The 18,647-nt window shown below is 59.7% G+C and carries 17 protein-coding genes; 6 read left to right on the plus strand and 11 right to left on the minus strand.

All coding sequences use genetic code 11. From position 1 onward, the window contains the following. The first annotated feature begins 168 nt into the window (after positions 1 to 168). Positions 169 to 1,506, plus strand: a complete 1,338-nt coding sequence (glpT, locus tag HU731_RS14795) for a glycerol-3-phosphate transporter (protein ID WP_032894604.1) — start codon at positions 169 to 171, stop codon at positions 1,504 to 1,506. Here the strand turns inward: glpT and HU731_RS14800 are convergent. Further along, positions 1,503 to 2,156 carry a gamma-glutamylcyclotransferase gene (locus tag HU731_RS14800; protein ID WP_094773955.1) on the minus strand — a complete coding sequence of 218 codons (654 nt, stop codon included), beginning with the start codon at positions 2,154 to 2,156 and terminating at the stop codon, positions 1,503 to 1,505. The genes glpT and HU731_RS14800 overlap by 4 nt on opposite strands. A 251-nt stretch (positions 2,157 to 2,407) precedes the next feature. On the opposite strand from HU731_RS14800, the gene HU731_RS14805 reads away from it, so the two are divergent. Beyond that, the gene (locus HU731_RS14805; protein WP_186607019.1) at positions 2,408 to 2,890 is read left to right on the plus strand and encodes a sn-glycerol-3-phosphate transporter; all 483 of its coding nucleotides are present in this window, start codon (positions 2,408 to 2,410) and stop codon (positions 2,888 to 2,890) included. 491 nt (positions 2,891 to 3,381) lie between these two features. Here HU731_RS14805 and HU731_RS14810 read toward each other — a convergent pair whose 3' ends face one another. From HU731_RS14810 to HU731_RS14835, 6 genes are all read right to left on the minus strand, one after another. Continuing rightward, entirely contained in the window at positions 3,382 to 4,350 is a 969-nt protein-coding gene (locus HU731_RS14810; RefSeq protein ID WP_186607020.1) for a CDP-6-deoxy-delta-3,4-glucoseen reductase, read from the minus strand. Next, positions 4,350 to 5,816 (minus strand): 4-hydroxy-3-polyprenylbenzoate decarboxylase, encoded by a 1,467-nt coding sequence (ubiD, locus tag HU731_RS14815; RefSeq protein ID WP_098950071.1) that lies wholly within the window; start codon positions 5,814 to 5,816, stop codon positions 4,350 to 4,352. Before ubiD ends, HU731_RS14810 begins: the two co-directional genes overlap by 1 nt. Positions 5,817 to 5,875: 59 nt before the next feature. After that, entirely contained in the window at positions 5,876 to 7,858 is a 1,983-nt protein-coding gene (locus tag HU731_RS14820) for an acyltransferase family protein (protein ID WP_186607021.1), read from the minus strand. A 157-nt stretch (positions 7,859 to 8,015) separates the two neighbouring features. After that, on the minus strand, positions 8,016 to 9,275 hold the full coding sequence (rho, locus tag HU731_RS14825; RefSeq protein WP_003176825.1) for a transcription termination factor Rho: 1,260 nt from the start codon (positions 9,273 to 9,275) through the stop codon (positions 8,016 to 8,018). Positions 9,276 to 9,509: 234 nt separating this feature from the next. Beyond that, positions 9,510 to 9,839 carry a thioredoxin TrxA gene (gene trxA, locus HU731_RS14830; RefSeq protein WP_186607022.1) on the minus strand — a complete coding sequence of 110 codons (330 nt, stop codon included), beginning with the start codon at positions 9,837 to 9,839 and terminating at the stop codon, positions 9,510 to 9,512. A gap of 121 nt (positions 9,840 to 9,960) precedes the next feature. Continuing rightward, positions 9,961 to 10,656, minus strand: coding sequence for a FadR/GntR family transcriptional regulator (locus HU731_RS14835; protein ID WP_186607023.1), 696 nt, complete (start codon positions 10,654 to 10,656; stop codon positions 9,961 to 9,963). Positions 10,657 to 10,911: 255 nt separating this feature from the next. Between HU731_RS14835 and HU731_RS14840 the strand changes: the two genes are divergently transcribed. The 4 genes from HU731_RS14840 to HU731_RS14855 are packed head-to-tail and all read left to right on the plus strand — an operon-like array spanning position 10,912 to position 13,751. After that, complete coding sequence (locus HU731_RS14840; protein ID WP_186607024.1) at positions 10,912 to 11,697, plus strand: transporter substrate-binding domain-containing protein; 786 nt, start codon at positions 10,912 to 10,914, stop codon at positions 11,695 to 11,697. 14 nt (positions 11,698 to 11,711) lie between these two features. Further along, positions 11,712 to 12,380 (plus strand): amino acid ABC transporter permease, encoded by a 669-nt coding sequence (locus HU731_RS14845; protein ID WP_058426445.1) that lies wholly within the window; start codon positions 11,712 to 11,714, stop codon positions 12,378 to 12,380. Then, complete coding sequence (locus tag HU731_RS14850; RefSeq protein ID WP_186607025.1) at positions 12,377 to 13,027, plus strand: amino acid ABC transporter permease; 651 nt, start codon at positions 12,377 to 12,379, stop codon at positions 13,025 to 13,027. Before HU731_RS14845 ends, HU731_RS14850 begins: the two co-directional genes overlap by 4 nt. After that, a complete protein-coding gene (locus HU731_RS14855; RefSeq protein ID WP_186607026.1) occupies positions 13,014 to 13,751 on the plus strand; it encodes an amino acid ABC transporter ATP-binding protein in 738 nt (245 codons plus the stop codon). The genes HU731_RS14850 and HU731_RS14855 overlap by 14 nt, the downstream gene beginning before the upstream one ends. On the opposite strand, the gene HU731_RS14860 is transcribed toward HU731_RS14855, so the two are convergent. The 4 genes from HU731_RS14860 to HU731_RS14875 all read right to left on the minus strand — a co-directional run bounded on the left by HU731_RS14860 (position 13,723) and on the right by HU731_RS14875 (position 18,227). Then, complete coding sequence (locus tag HU731_RS14860; RefSeq protein ID WP_186607027.1) at positions 13,723 to 14,232, minus strand: DUF1120 domain-containing protein; 510 nt, start codon at positions 14,230 to 14,232, stop codon at positions 13,723 to 13,725. The genes HU731_RS14855 and HU731_RS14860 overlap by 29 nt on opposite strands. A 31-nt stretch (positions 14,233 to 14,263) precedes the next feature. Then, complete coding sequence (locus tag HU731_RS14865; protein WP_437180720.1) at positions 14,264 to 16,765, minus strand: fimbria/pilus outer membrane usher protein; 2,502 nt, start codon at positions 16,763 to 16,765, stop codon at positions 14,264 to 14,266. A gap of 7 nt (positions 16,766 to 16,772) precedes the next feature. Beyond that, positions 16,773 to 17,459, minus strand: coding sequence for a fimbria/pilus chaperone family protein (locus HU731_RS14870; RefSeq protein WP_264083100.1), 687 nt, complete (start codon positions 17,457 to 17,459; stop codon positions 16,773 to 16,775). Between the two features lie 120 nt (positions 17,460 to 17,579). Continuing rightward, entirely contained in the window at positions 17,580 to 18,227 is a 648-nt protein-coding gene (locus tag HU731_RS14875) for a DUF1120 domain-containing protein (RefSeq protein WP_186607029.1), read from the minus strand. Positions 18,228 to 18,647: the final 420 nt, after the last annotated feature.

An 18,647-nucleotide genomic window follows, 5' to 3' on the forward strand; every position in this document is an offset into this window, starting at 1 on the left:
GTCTTAGGACCTAATCACGCCCACAACTTATCTATTAGCGACATGTTCGTAAAAGAACATGCAATTGCTCGCGTTTCCTGTGTTTGCGGATAAGAGGCGATGCTATTTTCGGTAACGAAACTGTAACATTCGCATCCGCAGTCAAAACAAGAAATTTGGAGCTCTTGAATGTTTGCTTTCTTTCGTCCTGCCGCACACCAGGCGCCCCTGCCTGAAGAAAAGATAGACAGTACCTACCGACGGCTGCGCTGGCAGATCTTCGCGGGTATTTTCTTTGGTTACGCCGGCTACTACCTGCTGCGTAAAAACTTCTCCCTGGCCATGCCCTACCTGATCGACGAGGGTTACACCCGTGGTGAGCTGGGCCTGGCGATGTCGGCGATCGCGATTGCCTACGGCTTGTCCAAATTCCTGATGGGCCTGGTGTCCGACCGCTCCAACCCACGCTATTTCCTGCCCTTTGGCCTGCTGGTTTCGGCGGGGGTGATGTTCATTTTCGGTTTCGCGCCTTGGGCAACGTCCAGCGTGACCATGATGTTCATTTTGCTGTTCATCAACGGCTGGGCCCAGGGCATGGGCTGGCCGCCAAGTGGGCGCACCATGGTGCACTGGTGGTCGCAGAAAGAACGCGGCGGCGTGGTGTCCGTGTGGAACGTGGCGCATAACGTCGGCGGTGGCCTGATCGGCCCGCTGTTCCTGCTGGGCATGGCGTGGTTCAACGACTGGCATGCAGCGTTCTATGTGCCGGCCACCGTGGCCCTGGCGGTCGCGGCGTTTGCCTTCATCACCATGCGCGACACCCCGCAATCGGTGGGCTTGCCGCCTATCGAGAAATACAAGAACGACTACCCAGAAGGCTACGACGCCAGCCACGAAGACGAATTCAGCGCCAAGGAAATCTTCGTCAAATACGTGCTGCGCAACAAAATGCTCTGGTACATCGCCTTCGCCAACGTGTTCGTCTATCTGCTGCGTTATGGCGTACTGGACTGGGCGCCCACCTATTTGAAAGAAGCCAAGCACTTCACCGTCGATAAGTCGTCCTGGGCGTACTTCTTCTACGAGTGGGCAGGTATCCCCGGCACGCTGCTGTGCGGCTGGATGTCGGACAAGATCTTCCGTGGCAACCGCGGCCTGACCGGCATCGTGTTCATGGCCCTGGTAACAGTGGCAACCCTGGTTTACTGGCTCAACCCGCCGGGCAACCCGATGATCGACATGATTGCGCTGTTCTCCATCGGCTTCCTGATCTACGGCCCGGTGATGCTGATCGGCCTGCAGGCGCTGGAGCTGGCACCGAAGAAAGCCGCCGGCACCGCAGCAGGCTTCACAGGCTTGTTCGGTTACCTCGGTGGTTCGGTAGCCGCAAGTGCCGCCATGGGCTACACGGTTGACCATTTCGGCTGGGACGGCGGTTTTGTACTGCTGATCAGCGCCTGTGTACTGGCGATCGCATTCCTGATCCCTACGCTGTGGCACACCAACAGTGTCAGCTCGGCGCGTTAACCGCCCGGACAATCCCTGGCACAACGCTTGAGCCGCGCCTCCAGGTTTTTATCTGGCATGGCGTGGCTACGCAGGGCGTTCACGGTCTGCTCGACATAATCGCGAGTGGTGCCGTAACGCCCGCAAGCGCTTTGCAGCACATGATTAAGCACGATATCGGGCAAGTTGCCGGCATAGCTGGGCAAATGCCGCTCCAACACAAACCCTAACGCCTGCACGGTACTGCCATCTTGCAATCGGCAACTGAGCCAGTGCGGCCGGTAAGAGGGGTAAGGCATCTCGCGTTGCCACAGGGCATACAGCGAGGCCTCCAACTGGTCTTCCGGCAAACGATAGGCGAACCCGCTGCAGGAACCACCGCGATCCAGCCCGAACACCAGCCCCGGCAACTCCGGTGTACCCCGATGCTCATGGGACCACAGGTACAAGCCCCGGTGATAACCGTGGACCCGCGCCCGCACGCGTTCGGTGGATGAACATTCAGGGCGCCAGATCAGCGAACCATAAGCAAATAGCCACACCGGCCCACCCTTATGCCGAGCCATGGTGGCTTGCATCGAGCTCATTAACTGTTCGTGTGTGAGTTGCGGCCCAAGATCGAGTCGCGGAGGGTAAGCCAATTGCAGAAGATCGGTTTCAATGGCGGTCATGGCGAAATGCGGTGCGCCTCCTGTGTGTTACCAGTTGTAAGCGACTTTACCGTAATAAAACCCAGCGCTGTAACCGTACGGCGAAAAAGTCCCATTGGGCATAATCAACGCCCACCACTCGTCAGGATCTGCACGGTTAATCCCGCTACTGTCAGCCCCGGTTCAGCCTGGGCGGGCGCCAAGCCGTCAAACTAGCGCGCACACAACGACCCCACTTAGCCGTTCATCACATCGACTATCGAGGTCGCCCCATGAAAAAATTTCGATTGCCTGCGCTGTTGTTCCTGGCCCAAGCCACCACCGCTCTGGCGAGCGAAACCCCACCCGCCAACGAAGACAAAGGCTTCTGGTATGCCCAGACCAGCGTCTACACCCGGCACTTCGCACCCGACCCTGAGCACAACAACAAGCAGGACTTGATCGGCCTGGAACGCAACGAGGCGTCGGGCCTTCTGTACGGCGGGGTGACTTTTCGCAACTCGTTCCGCCAGCGCTCGTACTACGCCTATGTGGGCAAGCGCTATGACATGGCCGACTATCCGGTGTATGCAAAATTGACTGGCGGGCTGCTCCAGGGCTATCGCGGCGAGTACCGCGACAAGATCCCGTTGAACCGATTCGGCGTGGCGCCGGTGATCATTCCGTCGGTGGGCACGCATTACGGGCCGGTGGCGGCGGAGCTGGTATTGCTCGGGTTCAACGCGGCGATGGTGACGACTGGAGTACGCTTCTGACACCGCGCGGTCCCGGGTGGGAGCTGGTTTGCCTGCGATAGCGGTGTGCCAGTCATCAAATGAGGCGCTGACCCACCGCTATCGCAGCATAGGCATCTACGCAACTTTGTGGGCTGTAGCAACAGACGGTAACCACGATGCGCAGCGAGCCGCTCTTGATCTTGATCTGCTTGTGATCTTGATCTCAGGCGCCCCGTTAAACCACGCTGGCCGTAATTCGACAGTGATTTGGGGGGTAAACCGAGCCCAAGCGAGGTGCCGAGTGGCGGGGCAAGAGCGTTTTGCTTACTTTTGCGCTTTTCAAAAGTGAGCCGCCGTCAGGGCGGAACCCTAGGTGGCCGTTACCGCAGCAATGGATATGTACTCGGTATAACTGTGTCGACTGGCAGGCCGCTATCGCAGGCAAGCCAGCTCCCACAGTTGGATCACGGGGGGTCAGGTAGATAGGTGTCGGCTGACAGGCCGTCATCGCAGGCAAGCCAGCTCCCACATTAGGGCCTTGGGGCGTAGGCGAAGACGTCGGCGCGCATCCGGTGCGCATCCATGCCGGCGTTAACCAGTGCGTCCAGGGTGCCGTAGATCATCGCCGGCGAACCGCTGGCGTAGACATGCACGCTATTGAGGTCGGCAATGTCTTCGCACACTGCCTCATGCAGCAAACCACAGCGCCCTTCCCAACCACACAGGTCGCTGACCACTTTGTGCAGGAACAGGTTGGGTAAATGCAGCCATTGATCCCAGTGCTCGATTTCGTAGAAATCTTCCGGCAGGCGCACGCCCCAGTACAGATGCACCGGGTGCTTGAAACCTGAAGCGCGGCAATGCTCGATCAGGCTGTGCATCTGCGCCATGCCGGTGCCGGCAGCCATCAGCACCAGTGGCCCATCCGGCAATTCGGCCAGGTGAGTGTCACCAAACGGCAGCTCGACGCGCGCCATCTGGTTGCGCTGCAACTGCTCGATGAGGCTGCGCGCACTGGCTTCCCGTGCCAGTACATGCAACTCCAACTCACGCCCGGCATGGGGCGCCGAGGCCAGGGAGAACGCCGACTTCTCGCCGCTGTCCCGCTCGATCATCAGGTATTGCCCGGCGTGGTAACGCACCGCCTTGCCTGCCGGGGCGCGCAGGCGCACACGCCACACATCGCCACCCACTTGCACACACTCGATCAATTGGCACGACAATTGGCGCAACGGCAACTCTCCCGGCGCCAGAACGCCATCCCACAACACCACGCAGTCCTCCAGCGGCTCGGCGATACAGGTGTAGAACTCACCATGATCGCGCACCTCCCCGGCTTGCTGTACGCGGCCCTCCACCAGCAACGCCGCGCAGACATGGCACACGCCATTACGGCAGGCTTGGGGGCACTCATAGCCCAGGCGGCGTGCGCCCTCGAGGATTCGCTCGCCAGGGGCCAGTTCCAGCACAGCACCGGAAGGTTGCAGGGTTACACGCATCAATCTATTCCCAATTCTTTCCAGATCGCATCGACCCGCGCCGTGACGGCTTCATCCTTGACGATCACCCGGCCCCACTCACGCGTGGTTTCGCCCGGCCATTTGTGCGTGGCATCCAGGCCCATCTTCGAGCCCAGGCCCGATACCGGCGACGCGAAGTCGAGGTAGTCGATAGGCGTGTTGTCGATCATCACCGTATCGCGCTTGGGGTCCATGCGCGTGGTGATGGCCCAGATCACGTCGTTCCAGTCCCGGGCATTGATGTCGTCGTCGGTGACAATAACGAACTTGGTGTACATGAACTGTCGCAAAAACGACCACACACCGAGCATTACCCGCTTGGCATGCCCCGGATACGACTTCTTCATGGTCACGATGGCCATGCGATACGAACAGCCCTCGGGCGGCAGGTAGAAGTCGGTGATTTCCGGGAATTGCTTTTGCAGGATCGGCACGAACACTTCGTTGAGCGCCACGCCGAGGATGGCCGGCTCATCGGGCGGACGACCCGTGTAGGTGCTGTGGTAGATCGGCTTGACCCGATGGGTGATGCGCTCGACGGTGAACACCGGGAAGCTGTCGACTTCGTTGTAGTAACCAGTGTGGTCGCCGTACGGGCCTTCATCGGCCATTTCACCTGGGTGAATCACACCTTCAAGAATGATCTCGGCGGTGGCCGGCACTTGCAGGTCGTTACCGCGGCACTTCACCAACTCCGTGCGATTACCGCGCAACAAGCCGGCGAAGGCATATTCGGAGAGGCTGTCGGGCACGGGCGTCACTGCGCCGAGGATGGTCGCCGGGTCAGCCCCCAGGGCCACGGAAACCGGGAACGGCTGGCCGGGATGCTTCTCGCACCACTCGCGGAAGTCGAGGGCGCCGCCACGGTGGCTCAGCCAGCGCATGATCACTTTGTTACGGCCAATGACTTGCTGACGGTAGATACCGAGGTTCTGGCGGTCCTTGTTCGGGCCTTTGGTGACGGTCAGGCCCCAGGTGATCAACGGGCCGACGTCGCCGGGCCAGCAGGTTTGCACCGGGAGCATGGCCAGGTCGACATCATCCCCCTCAATGACCACTTCCTGGCACACCGCGTCCTTGACCACCTTGGGGGCCATGGCGATGATCTTGCGGAAGATCGGCAGCTTGGACCAGGCGTCCTTCAAACCCTTGGGCGGCTCGGGCTCCTTGAGAAACGCCAGCAGCTTGCCGATCTCGCGCAGCTCGCTGACAGACTCGGCGCCCATGCCAAAGGCCACGCGCTCGGGAGTGCCGAACAGGTTGCCCAGCACCGGGATATCAAAGCCGGTCGGGTTTTCGAACAACAGCGCCGGGCCCTTGTTGCGCAAGGTACGGTCGCAAATCTCAGTCATTTCCAGCACCGGAGAAATCGGCATCTGGATACGTTTCAACTCTCCGCGCTGCTCAAGTTGCTGCACGAAATCCCGAAGATCCTTGAATTTCATTAACCATGCCACCCGTAAAATAGGCGTACATCCTACCTGCTCTGAGGGCGGCTGGCAGCTTAATTGGCCGTCAATCCGCGTGATTGCAACGAACTGAACAACGGCTCCAGGAAGGCTTCGATGTGTCGCGCGCCAACGTCTGAAAGATGGTTATCGTCGGTATACAGCGCGCGGCCATTGAGTTCGACCCGGCACAACCCATCGGCGCCGCACAGCAAAGGCGCAGGGTCCAGCACCGCGACACCACTGTCGGCCGCCGCCAACTCATCAAACAACTGCGTGATAAACGCCTGGCGCTTCACATGCTCGGCCAAGGCAAGCCCTTCACCGTCCACGGGGCGATTCATCATGGCCAGGCGGCTGAGCCGGTAAGGCACGATGATTTCCTGCAGCGGCACTTCCTTGACCAGCCAGACCTTGTGCCCAGCAGCGCGCAAGCCCTGGATGCGCTCGCGCAGGCCTTGAGCAAAGCGTTGTTCGGCGACGGCACGCACGTACTGGCCGGTGCCAGGGTCCTTGAGCGCATGCTCCTTGTCACCGGACATTTGCCCATACACATACAGGCTCCAGCGGGCGGCCAACACCACATCGCTGAATGTCTGCTCGGCCATGGCCTTCTCGACGCGACGGTTGAAATGCGCGCAGCGGGCAATATTTTCCAGGCCATCGAGGGGAATACAGCCGGCAAAACTGGCTTCAACCAGGCTGATATCGTGGCGATCAGCGCCCTCTTTGAGGGCCGGTATCAGCGCGGTAGCGTGGCTGTCACCCCATACCAGCGCTGAAACCGATTGGCCTTTGGGGCCGAAATGGCAGAACAAGCGTTCATCGGGGGTATCTTTGTCGGCCATGCACGCCAACAGGTCCGGGCTCCACTTCTTGGCCTGGGCAAAGCGCAACGCCTGTTCGGACAAGCGCGAAGGCACGCCGTCGAACTCACGGATCGCCAGGCCAGTGAAACCCAGCCCCAGAATGCCGACCAAGGCTGACGCCAGAATCGCCTTACGCGAGGCCAGCAAACGTTTTTCCCGGAACGGCGTTTCCACGAAGCGCCAGGACAGGTAGCCCAGCACCAGCGAAAGCAGCATCAGCCCCGCCAGTTCCAGGGCGCTCAAGCCATCCACCGCAGCATAGTTGGCGTACACGAATACCGGCCAGTGCCAGAGGTACCAGGAATAAGAGATCAGCCCGATACCCACCATGATCCGTGTGCCCAACAGACGAGCGACCCAGGTCTGTTGCTGGCCGTTGGCCCAGATCAACCCGACCACCCCCAACACAGGCAACAACGCGGTCGCACCTGGGAACGGGGTTTTCGCGTCGTAGCCCAGCACAGCGACGAGGATTAATGCCAGGGAAGCCAGGCTGACGCCTTGGGCCAAGGCCGGCGAGGCGCGCCATTCACGCTTGGGCTGCACCGCCAGCATCGCACCGGCCAGTAGCTCCCAGGCCCGCAGGTGCAATAAGAAGAAAGCTTTCTGCGGCTCATGCTGAACCGCCCAGACGCTCATGCCAAACGACACCAACAGCACCGCGAACAATGCCAGGCGCCAGTGCTTCAAACGGCTGGAAAGCAAAGTCAGCAGCAACGGGAAGAAAATATAGAACTGCTCTTCTACCGCCAATGACCAGGTATGCAGCAAGGGCTTGATGTCCGATGAGGCATCGAAGTAGCCGTGCTGGCGTGAGAACAACAGGTTCGAGGTAAAGGTCACCTGATAATGCGCAGACCGCCCCAACTCTTCATAGTCCTTGGGCGCCAACAGAAACCAACCCACTGCCAGTGTCGCCGCGATCATCACAAACAGGGCCGGCAAGATACGCCGGGCGCGGCGAGCCCAGAAGTCGATGAAGCTGAAGCGTCCGGCTTGACGCTCACGCCAAATAATTGACGTGATTAGAAAACCGGAAATGACGAAAAACACGTCAACGCCAACAAAACCGCCAGTGATGCCTGGTACGCCAAAGTGAAACAACACGACTGCAAGGACAGCGATGGCACGCAGGCCGTCGATGTCTCTGCGGTAAGCAAGAGTGGTCATATGAATGTGGTCAGTCTGTGACGAAAGGAATGAGCGTAGTCACGCGTCAATTTTTGTTACTTAACTGATACTTATGCCATAAAAACCATACAAACTCGACGCAAAAAAAATGGCGCCCCCTGGGGGACGCCATTTTTTTGGACCAGAAACGCAGTATTTACTTACGTTTCATCGACAAGAAGAACTCGTCGTTGGTCTTGGTGGTTTTCAGCTTGTCGATCAGGAACTCGATGGCCGCAACTTCGTCCATCGGGTGCAGCAGCTTGCGCAGGATCCACATACGCTGCAGTTCGTCGTCTGCGGTCAGCAACTCTTCGCGGCGGGTGCCGGAGCGGTTGATGTTGATCGCAGGGAACACACGCTTTTCAGCGATGCGACGGTCCAAAGGCAGTTCCATGTTGCCGGTACCCTTGAACTCTTCGTAGATCACTTCGTCCATCTTCGAGCCGGTTTCAACCAGCGCGGTGGCGATAATGGTCAGCGAGCCGCCTTCTTCGATGTTGCGCGCAGCGCCGAAGAAACGCTTTGGTTTCTCCAGGGCGTGGGCATCGACACCACCGGTCAGCACCTTGCCGGAGCTCGGGATCACGGTGTTGTAGGCGCGAGCCAGACGGGTGATGGAGTCCAGCAGGATCACCACGTCTTTCTTGTGCTCGACCAGGCGCTTGGCCTTTTCGATCACCATTTCGGCAACCTGCACGTGGCGGGTTGGCGGCTCATCGAACGTCGAGGCAACCACTTCGCCGCGCACGGTGCGCTGCATTTCGGTCACTTCTTCCGGACGCTCATCGATCAACAGCACGATCAGATGAACTTCAGGGTTGTTACGCGCAATGTTCGCGGCGATGTTCTGCAGCATGATGGTCTTGCCGGCTTTCGGCGGTGCGACGATCAAGCCACGCTGGCCTTTGCCGATCGGAGCGCAGAGGTCGATCACGCGGCCGGTCAAATCTTCGGTGGAGCCGTTGCCGGCCTCCATCTTCATGCGCACGGTCGGGAACAGCGGGGTCAGGTTCTCGAAGAGAATCTTGTTTTTCGCGTTCTCTGGGCGATCGAAGTTGATCGTGTCGACCTTGAGCAGGGCGAAGTAACGCTCGCCTTCCTTCGGAGGACGGATCTTGCCAACGATGGTGTCACCAGTGCGCAAGTTGAAGCGACGGATCTGGCTCGGCGAGACGTAGATATCGTCTGGGCCGGCGAGATAGGACGCGTCTGCAGAGCGGAGGAAGCCGAAGCCGTCCTGGAGAATCTCCAGCACGCCATCACCGGAGATTTCCTCGCCGCTTTTCGCGTGCTTCTTGAGCAAGGAGAAAATCACGTCCTGCTTGCGCGAACGGGCCATATTTTCTATGCCCATTTCTTCGGCCAGTTGGAGCAGGTCGGTAATCGGCTTTTGCTTGAGTTCAGTCAGATTCATATAGGAATGACGTAATCATTTATGGAGGGGGGAAATTAAGCTTTTGGCTTAATGAGGCCGCGCCGCAGAGAAGGCGACAGGATCGCGTACTAATCGAAAAGGAATGCGTCGGCGACGGCTTGCAGGGGGCAGTGGAGAAACCACTGCGGGGCCGAATGTACCACCTGGATTTCGGAGCGTCTAGCCCTGTTTTACGAAAAAGCCCCGCTATTTGCGGGGCTTTTTTGACGACGCTTAGATGTTCGCGTCGAGGAAAGCTTGCAACTGGGACTTCGACAGCGCGCCCACTTTGGTCGCTTCGACATTGCCGTTCTTGAACAGCATCAGCGTCGGGATACCACGCACGCCATGCTTGGCCGGGGTTTCCTGGTTCTCGTCGATGTTCAGCTTGGCAATAGTCAGTTTGCCTGCGTAAGTGGTTGCAATGTCGTCCAGGACCGGAGCGATCATTTTGCAAGGGCCGCACCATTCAGCCCAGTAGTCAACCAGCACCGGGCCGTCAGCCTTGAGGACTTCGGCTTCAAAGGACGCGTCGGTGACGTGCTTGATAAGATCGCTGCTCATGGATGTCTCCGGATTGTAAGCAAAAAAAACGTTGCCCATCATAGCCGCCCTTCCCCTGTTCAGGAAGCCGCGTCTGATTGAGTCTTGCTATGAAGTCGAATGAGTGCGGGTATGGCCCCACTCACGGCGTAGCGGGCGTCACAAATGCAATGCCCGTGCGCAACGCTGCATTACGTATATGTTCCTGCATGGTTTTCTGAGCCGCCGCACTGCTGCGGCGGGCCAGGGCGCGCAGGATTCTGCGATGTTCCTGCCAGGTTTCCATGGCCCGTTCCGGCCGGATGAACGGTAGCTTCTGACTCTCCAGAAACACCTCGGCGCTGGCGCTGAGGATGCTCACCATGGCCTGGTTACCGCTGGCCAGCAGAATGCGCTGGTGAAATTCGAAGTCCAGGCGGGCGGCCGCTTCGAAGTCGCCCGCCTTGAGCACTTTACGCATGGCTTGAACATTGTCTTGCAGGCTGTCCAGTGCCTCGAGGGTCAGTGTCACCGCTGCCAAGCCCGCCGCAAACCCCTCCAAGGCGTAGCGCAGTTGGAAGATATCCGACGGCGTAGCCTGCGCCGCAAAGGGCCAGGCGAACCCCGGCGCCTCTTGCACGTCCTGCACGAACACGCCCTTGCCCGGCTGCACGCTGACCACGCCCAAGGCACTGAGGGACGACAGCGCCTCACGCAAAGACGCCCGGCTCACCCCCAATTGCAGGGCCAGGTCGCGCTGGGACGGCAACGCGTCGCCGGGCCCGAAGCCTTGCTCCTTGATCAATTTGCGGATGGCCTGCAAGGCCGCTTCCGGTACGGCTTGGGCAATGGAATTCATAAAAACTCAGGGTTCCCGATAGCGTGTGTGACCCGTTGTAAAACTATTCACGGCTGGCTGCAAGCCACGCCCCAAAGGGGCTCGCGGCTTTTTGCAAACGCTCGAAAAGGGTGCGAAAACCCTGGCCACTGTTCAGACCAGTAAGACCTGTGCACCTCAATAAACATCAGCCTTGCAGACGATCCGAACGGTGCTGGCATGGGCTGTGCACTAGGCAAACTCAGAAAATTCCTTCGCCATTTTCGGAGAGTTGCCATGACCAAGCGCTACAGCGCCCTGCTCACTGCCCTGTTTGCCAGCCTGATGCTGAGCCAGGCACCCGCCCAGGCGAATGGTCTGGATGACATCGTCGCCCGTGGCACCCTGAAGGTCGCCGTGCCCCAGGACTTCCCGCCGTTTGGTTCGGTGGGCCCTGACATGAAGCCACGCGGTCTGGACATCGACACCGCCAAGCTGCTGGCCGACCAACTCAAGGTCAAGCTGGAACTGACCCCGGTGAACAGTACCAACCGCATCCCGTTCCTCACCACTGGCAAGGTCGACCTGGTGATTTCCAGCCTGGGCAAGAACCCCGAGCGTGCAAAGGTCATCGATTTCTCCAACGCCTACGCGCCGTTCTACCTCGCCGTGTTTGGGCCGCCTGATGCCGCCATCGCCAGCCTCGACGACCTCAAGGGCAAGACCATCAGCGTGACCCGTGGCGCCATTGAGGACATCGAGCTGACAGCGGTAGCGCCCAAGGAAGCCACGATCAAGCGCTTTGAAGACAACAACTCCACCATTGCTGCCTACCTGGCCGGCCAGGTGGACCTGATCGCCAGCGGCAACGTGGTGATGGTGGCCATCAGCGAACGCAACCCCAAACGCGTACCCGCGCTGAAGGTGAAACTCAAGGACTCACCGGTGTACGTGGGCGTGAACAAGAACGAGCCGGCGTTGCTGGAAAAGGTCAACCAGATCCTGGTGGCGGCCAAGGCTGACGGCCGCCTGGAAAAAAACGCCGTGCAGTGGCTCAAAGAACCGCTGCCTGCCGACCTCTGACGCGGAGCTCAAAGATGGCCTATCAATTCGACTTTGTGCCGGTGCTGGCCAATACCGACCTGCTTCTACGTGGCGCGCTGTTCACCCTTGAGCTGACGGCCATTGGTGCCATCCTCGGCGTGGCACTGGGCACTGTGGGCGCGGTGGTACGGGCGTGGAAGATCCAGCCGTTTGCGTGGCTCTTTGGGGTGTATGTCGAGTTGATCCGCAACACGCCGTTCCTGGTGCAATTGTTCTTCATCTTCTTCGGCCTGCCGTCCCTGGGGTTGAAGATCACCGAATGGCAAGCCGCCGTGCTGGCGATGGTGATCAACCTGGGGGCCTACTCCACCGAGATCATTCGTGCCGGTATCCAGGCCATCCCACGCGGGCAACTGGAGGCGGCCGCGGCGCTGGCAATGACGCGCTTCGAGGCGTTCCGCCATGTGGTGTTGCTACCGGCCCTGGGCAAGGTGTGGCCGGCCCTGAGCAGCCAGATCATCATCGTGATGCTCGGCTCGGCGGTGTGTTCGCAGATCGCGACCGAAGAGCTGAGCTTTGCCGCCAACTTTATCCAGTCGCGTAATTTCCGCGCCTTTGAAACCTATGCCCTGACCACCTTGGTGTACCTGTGCATGGCGCTGATGATTCGCCAGTTACTCAACTGGATCGGCCGACGGTTTGTCATGAGGAACAGCCGATGAGTGATTTTTCGTTCTGGGACATCGTGCGCAACCTGCTTACCGGCCTGCAATGGACGCTGCTGCTGTCATTGGTGGCGTTTGTGGGCGGCGGCCTGATCGGCCTACTGGTGATGACCCTGCGCATCAGCCGCAAAGCGTTGCCACGCAATATGGCCCGCACCTATATCGAACTGTTCCAGGGCACACCGCTGCTGATGCAGCTGTTCCTGGTATTTTTCGGCGTTGCCCTGCTCGGCGTGGATATATCGCCCTGGCTGGCCGCGGCGATTGCCTTGACCCTGTTTACCAGCGCCTACCTGGCTGAAATATGGCGCGGCTGCGTCGACTCCATTGCCCACGGCCAATGGGAAGCCTCGGCCAGCCTGGCCCTCAACCCGCTTGAACAACTGCGCTATGTGATCCTGCCCCAGGCATTGCGTATTGCTGTCGCGCCGACGGTGGGCTTTTCGGTGCAGGTGGTCAAAGGCACTGCCGTGACCTCGATCATCGGCTTCACCGAACTGACCAAGACAGGCGGCATGCTCGCCAACGCCACCTTTGAACCCTTCATGGTCTACGGCCTGGTGGCCCTCGGTTACTTTTTGCTCTGTTATCCCTTGTCCCTCAGTGCGCGCTACCTGGAAAGGAGACTGCATGCCTCTGCTTAGAATTTCTGCCCTGCATAAGTATTACGGCGATCACCACGTACTCAAGGGCATCGACCTGACGGTGGACGAAGGCCAGGTGGTGGCGATCATCGGCCGCAGCGGCTCGGGCAAGTCCACCTTGCTGCGCACCCTCAATGGCCTGGAGTCGATCAACGACGGCGTCATCGAAGTCGATGGCGAATACCTCGACGCCGCCCGCGCCGACCTGCGCAGCCTGCGGCAGAAGGTCGGCATGGTGTTCCAGCAATTCAATCTGTTCCCGCACCTGACCGTCGGCGAGAACGTGATGCTGGCGCCGCAAGTGGTGCAGAAAGTGCCCAAGGCCAAGGCTGCCGAACTGGCCCGGCAGATGCTGGACCGGGTGGGGCTGGGCGAAAAATTCGACGCCTTTCCCGATCGTTTGTCCGGTGGTCAGCAACAGCGCGTCGCCATTGCCCGCGCCCTGGCCATGTCGCCCAAGGTGCTGCTGTGCGATGAGATCACCTCGGCCCTGGACCCCGAACTGGTCAATGAAGTGCTGAGCGTGGTGCGCCAACTGGCCCAGGACGGCATGACCCTGATCATGGTGACTCACGAAATGCGTTTTGCCCGTGAGGTCGGCGACAAGCTGGTGTTCATGCACCAGGGCAAGGTGCATGAAACCGGTGACCCGAAGGTGTTGTTCGCCAACCCGAAAACGGTCGAGCTCGCCAACTTCATTGGCTCGGTGGAACAGCCTGGCTGACCAGTTCGAAACTGCCCCGCCCTTCAAGCTGCGCCTCCCCGCGTACCATCAACGCGTCAAAGGGCAGTTCGGTGTCGATATCGACCTGGGCGGTGAGCCGCCGCCCTGCCACCGGCGCACCTGCGGCTCGCGCAACCAAGGCCTGGCCGGGTAGCAACTGGCCTTTGGCCGATTCATCAGGTGCTTGAGCAGACGCCCAGCCGACAGCTCGCCCATCGACCTGGGCATGCTTGAGACGCAAGCGCAAACGCCCCTCACGACCAAACCGAAACCCCTGGCCATCGGCTGGCACTGCAACAAAACGCAAGGCCATGGCCGCCGGCTCAACGCAGAGCACGGTCAGGTTGAACGTGCGAGTGGCCAGTACCACAGCGGCGTTTTCAACCACTGCATCGCGGCGTATGGCTCCATAGTCGATGTGCGACTGGCTCAGCGATAGCCGGCAGTTTTCAGCTTGCGCATCGGGCGTTGCCAGCAGCATGCATGAGAGCGCCAAGGGCAGGCCGGCACGCTTAACCACCCTGGCATACCGCCGATGTGGCCTCATAGAATTTGTCATTGTCAGGCTTGGCCTCGGGGTCGATGTGCAACAGGCAAGTGGAAGAGTCGGGCAATGAAACCTTCAGGTTTTGCGACTCGGAGACATCGTTGAGAAAAATCATGCCCTCGCCCACCACGCTGGTGAGGAAGCGGTTGCCCTTGCCGAACACCGAGGCGCCCTGAGGCAATGGCCGGCCGTGCTGATCGTTGGCGGTCACCAGCATCCGGCGTACTTTCACCACGTCAAAATCCACCTTATTGAACGAACCTCGGCCCGCCGCCAGGACCTGGGTGCCGTTTTTCAGGTCCACCCGCTTGGGCAAGGAAGGGGTCTGCACCTGGACGCGGCTGTTGGTGTAGGCCGGCAAGCCGGCGATCACCGCCTGGCCGCTGAAGTCGGTCCATACCGGGCCTTGTGGCGTCTCGACTTTCGCCGAGCCGATATCGCCGACCGAGACGATGCCAAACGTGTCCTGCACGCTGTAAGGCGAAAAGGTCAGCCCGCCTTCGTGAGCCACCGCACCGCCCTGCCATTGGCCTGTGTAGCTGGTGCCCAGCGGGTCGCGGCTGACGCCCAGGCCCACTCGTGTATAGCGTGGCAACACATTCACCTGCCCACGCAACGATTGCTCCCGGGCCCGCATGTCACGCTCTACCGCCACTTCGTAGTTCACATACTCGTTGACCCGTTCGCTCAGTGCAGTACCTGCGCTAAATTGCTCCCCGCGGCGGCTGGTGTAGCTGCTCACACGGCGATCGCCGCCCAGGGGCACACTGACTTGCAACCGCAGGGACACGTCGTTATCTACCGCACGATCACGTCGGCCACCGGCATAGTTGGCGTCACGGCCAACCCGTGAACCGCCCACTTGGGAATCAGCGATCAGTGCCACGTCGGCCCGGCCAAACGACTTGTTCCACGAGGCAAACACATGCTCACTGGTTTGGCCGCCAAATTGAGCGCTGCGGGTGTAATTCAACGAAAATACGCCCAGCGTGGCGTCGGCCCAGCTCACGCCTGCGGTGTACTGGTTTTTGAAGTGCGAATTGAGATCATCGGCCCTCAGCGACTGGCCCACCTCAGTGACCTCGCGATAACCGCGCGTCTGGGTGGTGGCGCTGAGGTTGACGTCGATATTGGCCCCGACCCGTGCGCTCAGTGACAGGCTGCTGCGTGAGCCGGACACGGCCTTCTGGCTATCTCGGGACAGGTTATGGCGTGCGTTGACAGAAACCCGCTGGAAAAACACGCTGCTCAGGGTGCCCCCTGCCGCCCAATAGTCATCGGTACTCAACAAGCCAAAACCCGCAGACGAATGGCTCCCCAGCCCCCAGGTGCCGCTGCCCATGGCGATTACCGGTGATGGCCCTTCTTCACCCGCCGCTCTGCGTAGCTCGCCCACCGATAAATAGTACCCAGGTGCCGCCGGGGCAGCCCCCGCGAACGACGCCGCCGGCACCACGAAACGGCGCTTGGCGCCTCGCACGTCAATCACACTGACCTCAAGGTCGCTGGTGGCGTTGAGCAGGGGCAACCCCGTCAGCCGGAACGGTCCTTCAGGCACCAACGTGCTGTGGACCAAGACACCGGACTGGCGTATCTCGACGCGAGACTGGCTTTGGGCCAACCCCTCGACCACGGCGATATTGCCGCCTGCGGGTGTCCTGGACTGCCCATCGGGGGAAAACTGCACGCCAGACAGTTGGATTCCGCCAAACAGCGGGTTATTGCTGGAGAGCTGGCCTGCCTGGAACGTCGAATGCAACGCGGAGAAATCCCGCTGGGCATAAGCATGCAAGTGTTCGGTGCGAGCCTGGCCGTTGTCAGACACATAGAACTGGCGGCTGCGGACAATCCAGTCGTCGAGGTTGAAGCCCGCTTCGGTGTGGGCTGACACGAACCGGCTGGGTCCGCTGCGCGAGTGGCTGTCGTAACCCAGCACGTCATAGTTGAACAACGCTGCCGCGCCGCCCTGGGAAAAATGCCCGCTTTCCCACTCGGGTTCGCGCAAGGCCTGGGTTGGCACCACCAGCACTACTTCGTCGGTACCGGGACGCAGGCGCACCATCGTGGCGGGAAATGCGCCGAGAAAATCATGACAGGCCTGGCCTGGCTGAGCGCCTGGCTGCAGGATTGCGCCAGGTTTAACCAGCCCGGCTTTCTCCAGTAACCCAGGGGTGAAACATAACTCCCCCTGTGGACCAAACTGAGCATCCACCCGCCCAAGCGGGTTGCCATTGACCCGTAACCCCACCACCTGGACACCTTCGCGAAAGCGCGCCGCACTGCGAAAGTAATCGGCAACCTTGGGGTCTATGCCGTGGGTGGTGAGGGCCGCCAGGTCAAACCCTTCCCCGAGTTCCAGCGCGGTCGCGATACCAGGCAAACTCCAGAGCGCCACAAAGCCGATGGACAACTTGGATCGACCGGGCCAGGCAATACCGGCAATGCCGCGCCTCGAAGGCACCATCATGAACCGATCAACCTTCATCGGTGATGACCGGCGCTCGGTAGTTATCTACCGAAAACCCGTAGACCGTGGCGGGCTGGATCTCTACGTGAGCCACATTGCCCAACGTACCTTCGCCCTTCGCCACCAATGCCTCGCCTGGCAAAATGTAAGTGCGCGGCAATGTCGCCAGCGTGCCTTGGGGCAGCAGTTGCACATCCGGCGCCAGGCGCACTACATAGGCGCTGTCGTTGTGGACGCTGAGCCGATCCCCGACGCGCTTCCACGTCAACAGCTCCCAGGGCGTGTGGTGCCGCGGCAGGCCTTGGGGGTGCAGGATCAGCGGCAAATTCTGCCGAAGGGTAATGCCGATGGTCGCACCGCCTGCAGCCCGCGCCTGGGGTATGCCCTCAAACGACACGCGCTTGAGCCGCTGGGTCTTGAGCGGCTGTTTCAGGGTACTGATAAAACGCACCAGCTGGGTGTCGCCTGCCTCCACACGGGTAACCGGCGGTGTGACAATCAGTAGCGGCTCCAGGTCTTCAGGCACATTCTCAACAACGGAATGCAGCAGCGCCGGGCCCGCATCGGTGTTTTTGATACTCAGGGTGGCTTCGCCGTCTTCTTCATAAAGCACCACCACTGTTGTTTCCGGCAACATACCGTCGGCGGCGGCAACAGCACTGAAAAAAATAGGCCACAGCAGCGAACAACTTATTAAAAAACCACGCACTCAGTATTCCCCTCAACTCACGCCGTTGACGATTGGCGATCACGCGCCCATAGAAAAACAGCCAATAAGAAAAGGTCAATTTTCTGATCGGCTGTTTTCAGTTAGTTAGATGTAACTCAATACAAGCGTGGCGCGCCCATCAATGGAAATGTCGCGGCTTAAATCCAGATCCTGAGCTTTGTTGATCACCGCTTTCACCGCAAGCGTGCCGGTCAACTGGCTGATAGCAGCAGGGGTAATACTCGCGCCATTACGCCAGGAGTACTGGCTAGGCGACTGGGCCACTTTGCCATCGCTGTTGTACCATGCCCCGAAACCGGTGCGCATGATTGGAAACAGCGTCGTGCCGGAAGACCTGAGGTCCCTGAGAGTGACCGAATAGCCACCGGTACGCCGGGCGCCCACCATACCCAACCCATAGTTCTGTGCTTCGGTGAAACCCGCGCCGAGGATGCCCGCCACCTTGCTGCCCGCTTGCAGATCAGTAAACGTGAGCCCGAACCTGGCAGGCGTGGTGCCGCAATTGATCACCAGCGAAGTGGTCCTCTCTTCACGCGGATTGAATGCCGTGCGGGACAACTCACCCGAGCGAATCGTGCCGTAGTCGATGATGCCACTGCCTGCCAGGCTGAGGTTGCAGGCAGCCGGTGTAATCGTGCCCCTGACGACCAACTGCGCACTGGTGGTTGCCTGGGCATTGAGGGCCGCAGCCAGGCACGCCATACCGACGGTTAATCCAATAATCTTTTTCATGCTCGTCCTGTCACTTGGAATTAACAGGCGTTCTTTATTTTGGTTTTAGCGACTCCGTCGCTCCACGCTTTATCTTCCGTAACACAAAACTATAAATAAATAACACCCAGGCAGAATTGCCGGATGACAGTCTGGCGCCTTGGTGCTTGGCAAAAAAATCAGACAACACGGCATTTACTGTGGGCTCTATTAAATTAGGCGACGGGTTTAATCCCTCCGCAAAGTAGTCCCGTCACTAAAATTGCATGACCTATAGCCCCGATTACTGTAGGCAATGTCACACACAACTTACGACAACATACTGTTAAAACGTCTTACAGCATCGGAGCACCTACTCGCTTAAAGCTTGCGAAGCCGCCCTACACTTCCCAGAGATTTCCCTACAGACAGCATCGGCCCAATTACCGAAGCACAACGCGT

It is taken from the genome of Pseudomonas salmasensis (assembly GCF_014268375.2).
GTDB classification, from domain to species: Bacteria; Pseudomonadota; Gammaproteobacteria; order Pseudomonadales; family Pseudomonadaceae; genus Aquipseudomonas; species Aquipseudomonas salmasensis.

Bases quoted from the DNA above. Each gene is read 5' to 3' on its own strand.
- HU731_RS14850 (WP_186607025.1), top strand. From the start codon at position 12,377: ATGAGTGATTTTTCGTTCTGGGACATCGTGCGCAACCTGCTTACCGGC.
- HU731_RS14875 (WP_186607029.1), bottom strand. From the start codon at position 18,227: ATGAAAAAGATTATTGGATTAACCGTCGGTATGGCGTGCCTGGCTGCG.
- HU731_RS14820 (WP_186607021.1), bottom strand. From the start codon at position 7,858: ATGACCACTCTTGCTTACCGCAGAGACATCGACGGCCTGCGTGCCATC.
- HU731_RS14835 (WP_186607023.1), bottom strand. From the start codon at position 10,656: ATGAATTCCATTGCCCAAGCCGTACCGGAAGCGGCCTTGCAGGCCATC.
- HU731_RS14860 (WP_186607027.1), bottom strand. From the start codon at position 14,232: ATGCTGCTGGCAACGCCCGATGCGCAAGCTGAAAACTGCCGGCTATCG.
- glpT (WP_032894604.1), top strand. From the start codon at position 169: ATGTTTGCTTTCTTTCGTCCTGCCGCACACCAGGCGCCCCTGCCTGAA.
- rho (WP_003176825.1), bottom strand. From the start codon at position 9,275: ATGAATCTGACTGAACTCAAGCAAAAGCCGATTACCGACCTGCTCCAA.
- HU731_RS14800 (WP_094773955.1), bottom strand. From the start codon at position 2,156: ATGACCGCCATTGAAACCGATCTTCTGCAATTGGCTTACCCTCCGCGA.
- HU731_RS14855 (WP_186607026.1), top strand. From the start codon at position 13,014: ATGCCTCTGCTTAGAATTTCTGCCCTGCATAAGTATTACGGCGATCAC.
- HU731_RS14810 (WP_186607020.1), bottom strand. From the start codon at position 4,350: ATGCGTGTAACCCTGCAACCTTCCGGTGCTGTGCTGGAACTGGCCCCT.
- trxA (WP_186607022.1), bottom strand. From the start codon at position 9,839: ATGAGCAGCGATCTTATCAAGCACGTCACCGACGCGTCCTTTGAAGCC.
- HU731_RS14840 (WP_186607024.1), top strand. From the start codon at position 10,912: ATGACCAAGCGCTACAGCGCCCTGCTCACTGCCCTGTTTGCCAGCCTG.
- HU731_RS14845 (WP_058426445.1), top strand. From the start codon at position 11,712: ATGGCCTATCAATTCGACTTTGTGCCGGTGCTGGCCAATACCGACCTG.
- ubiD (WP_098950071.1), bottom strand. From the start codon at position 5,816: ATGAAATTCAAGGATCTTCGGGATTTCGTGCAGCAACTTGAGCAGCGC.
- HU731_RS14865 (WP_437180720.1), bottom strand. From the start codon at position 16,765: ATGATGGTGCCTTCGAGGCGCGGCATTGCCGGTATTGCCTGGCCCGGT.
- HU731_RS14805 (WP_186607019.1), top strand. From the start codon at position 2,408: ATGAAAAAATTTCGATTGCCTGCGCTGTTGTTCCTGGCCCAAGCCACC.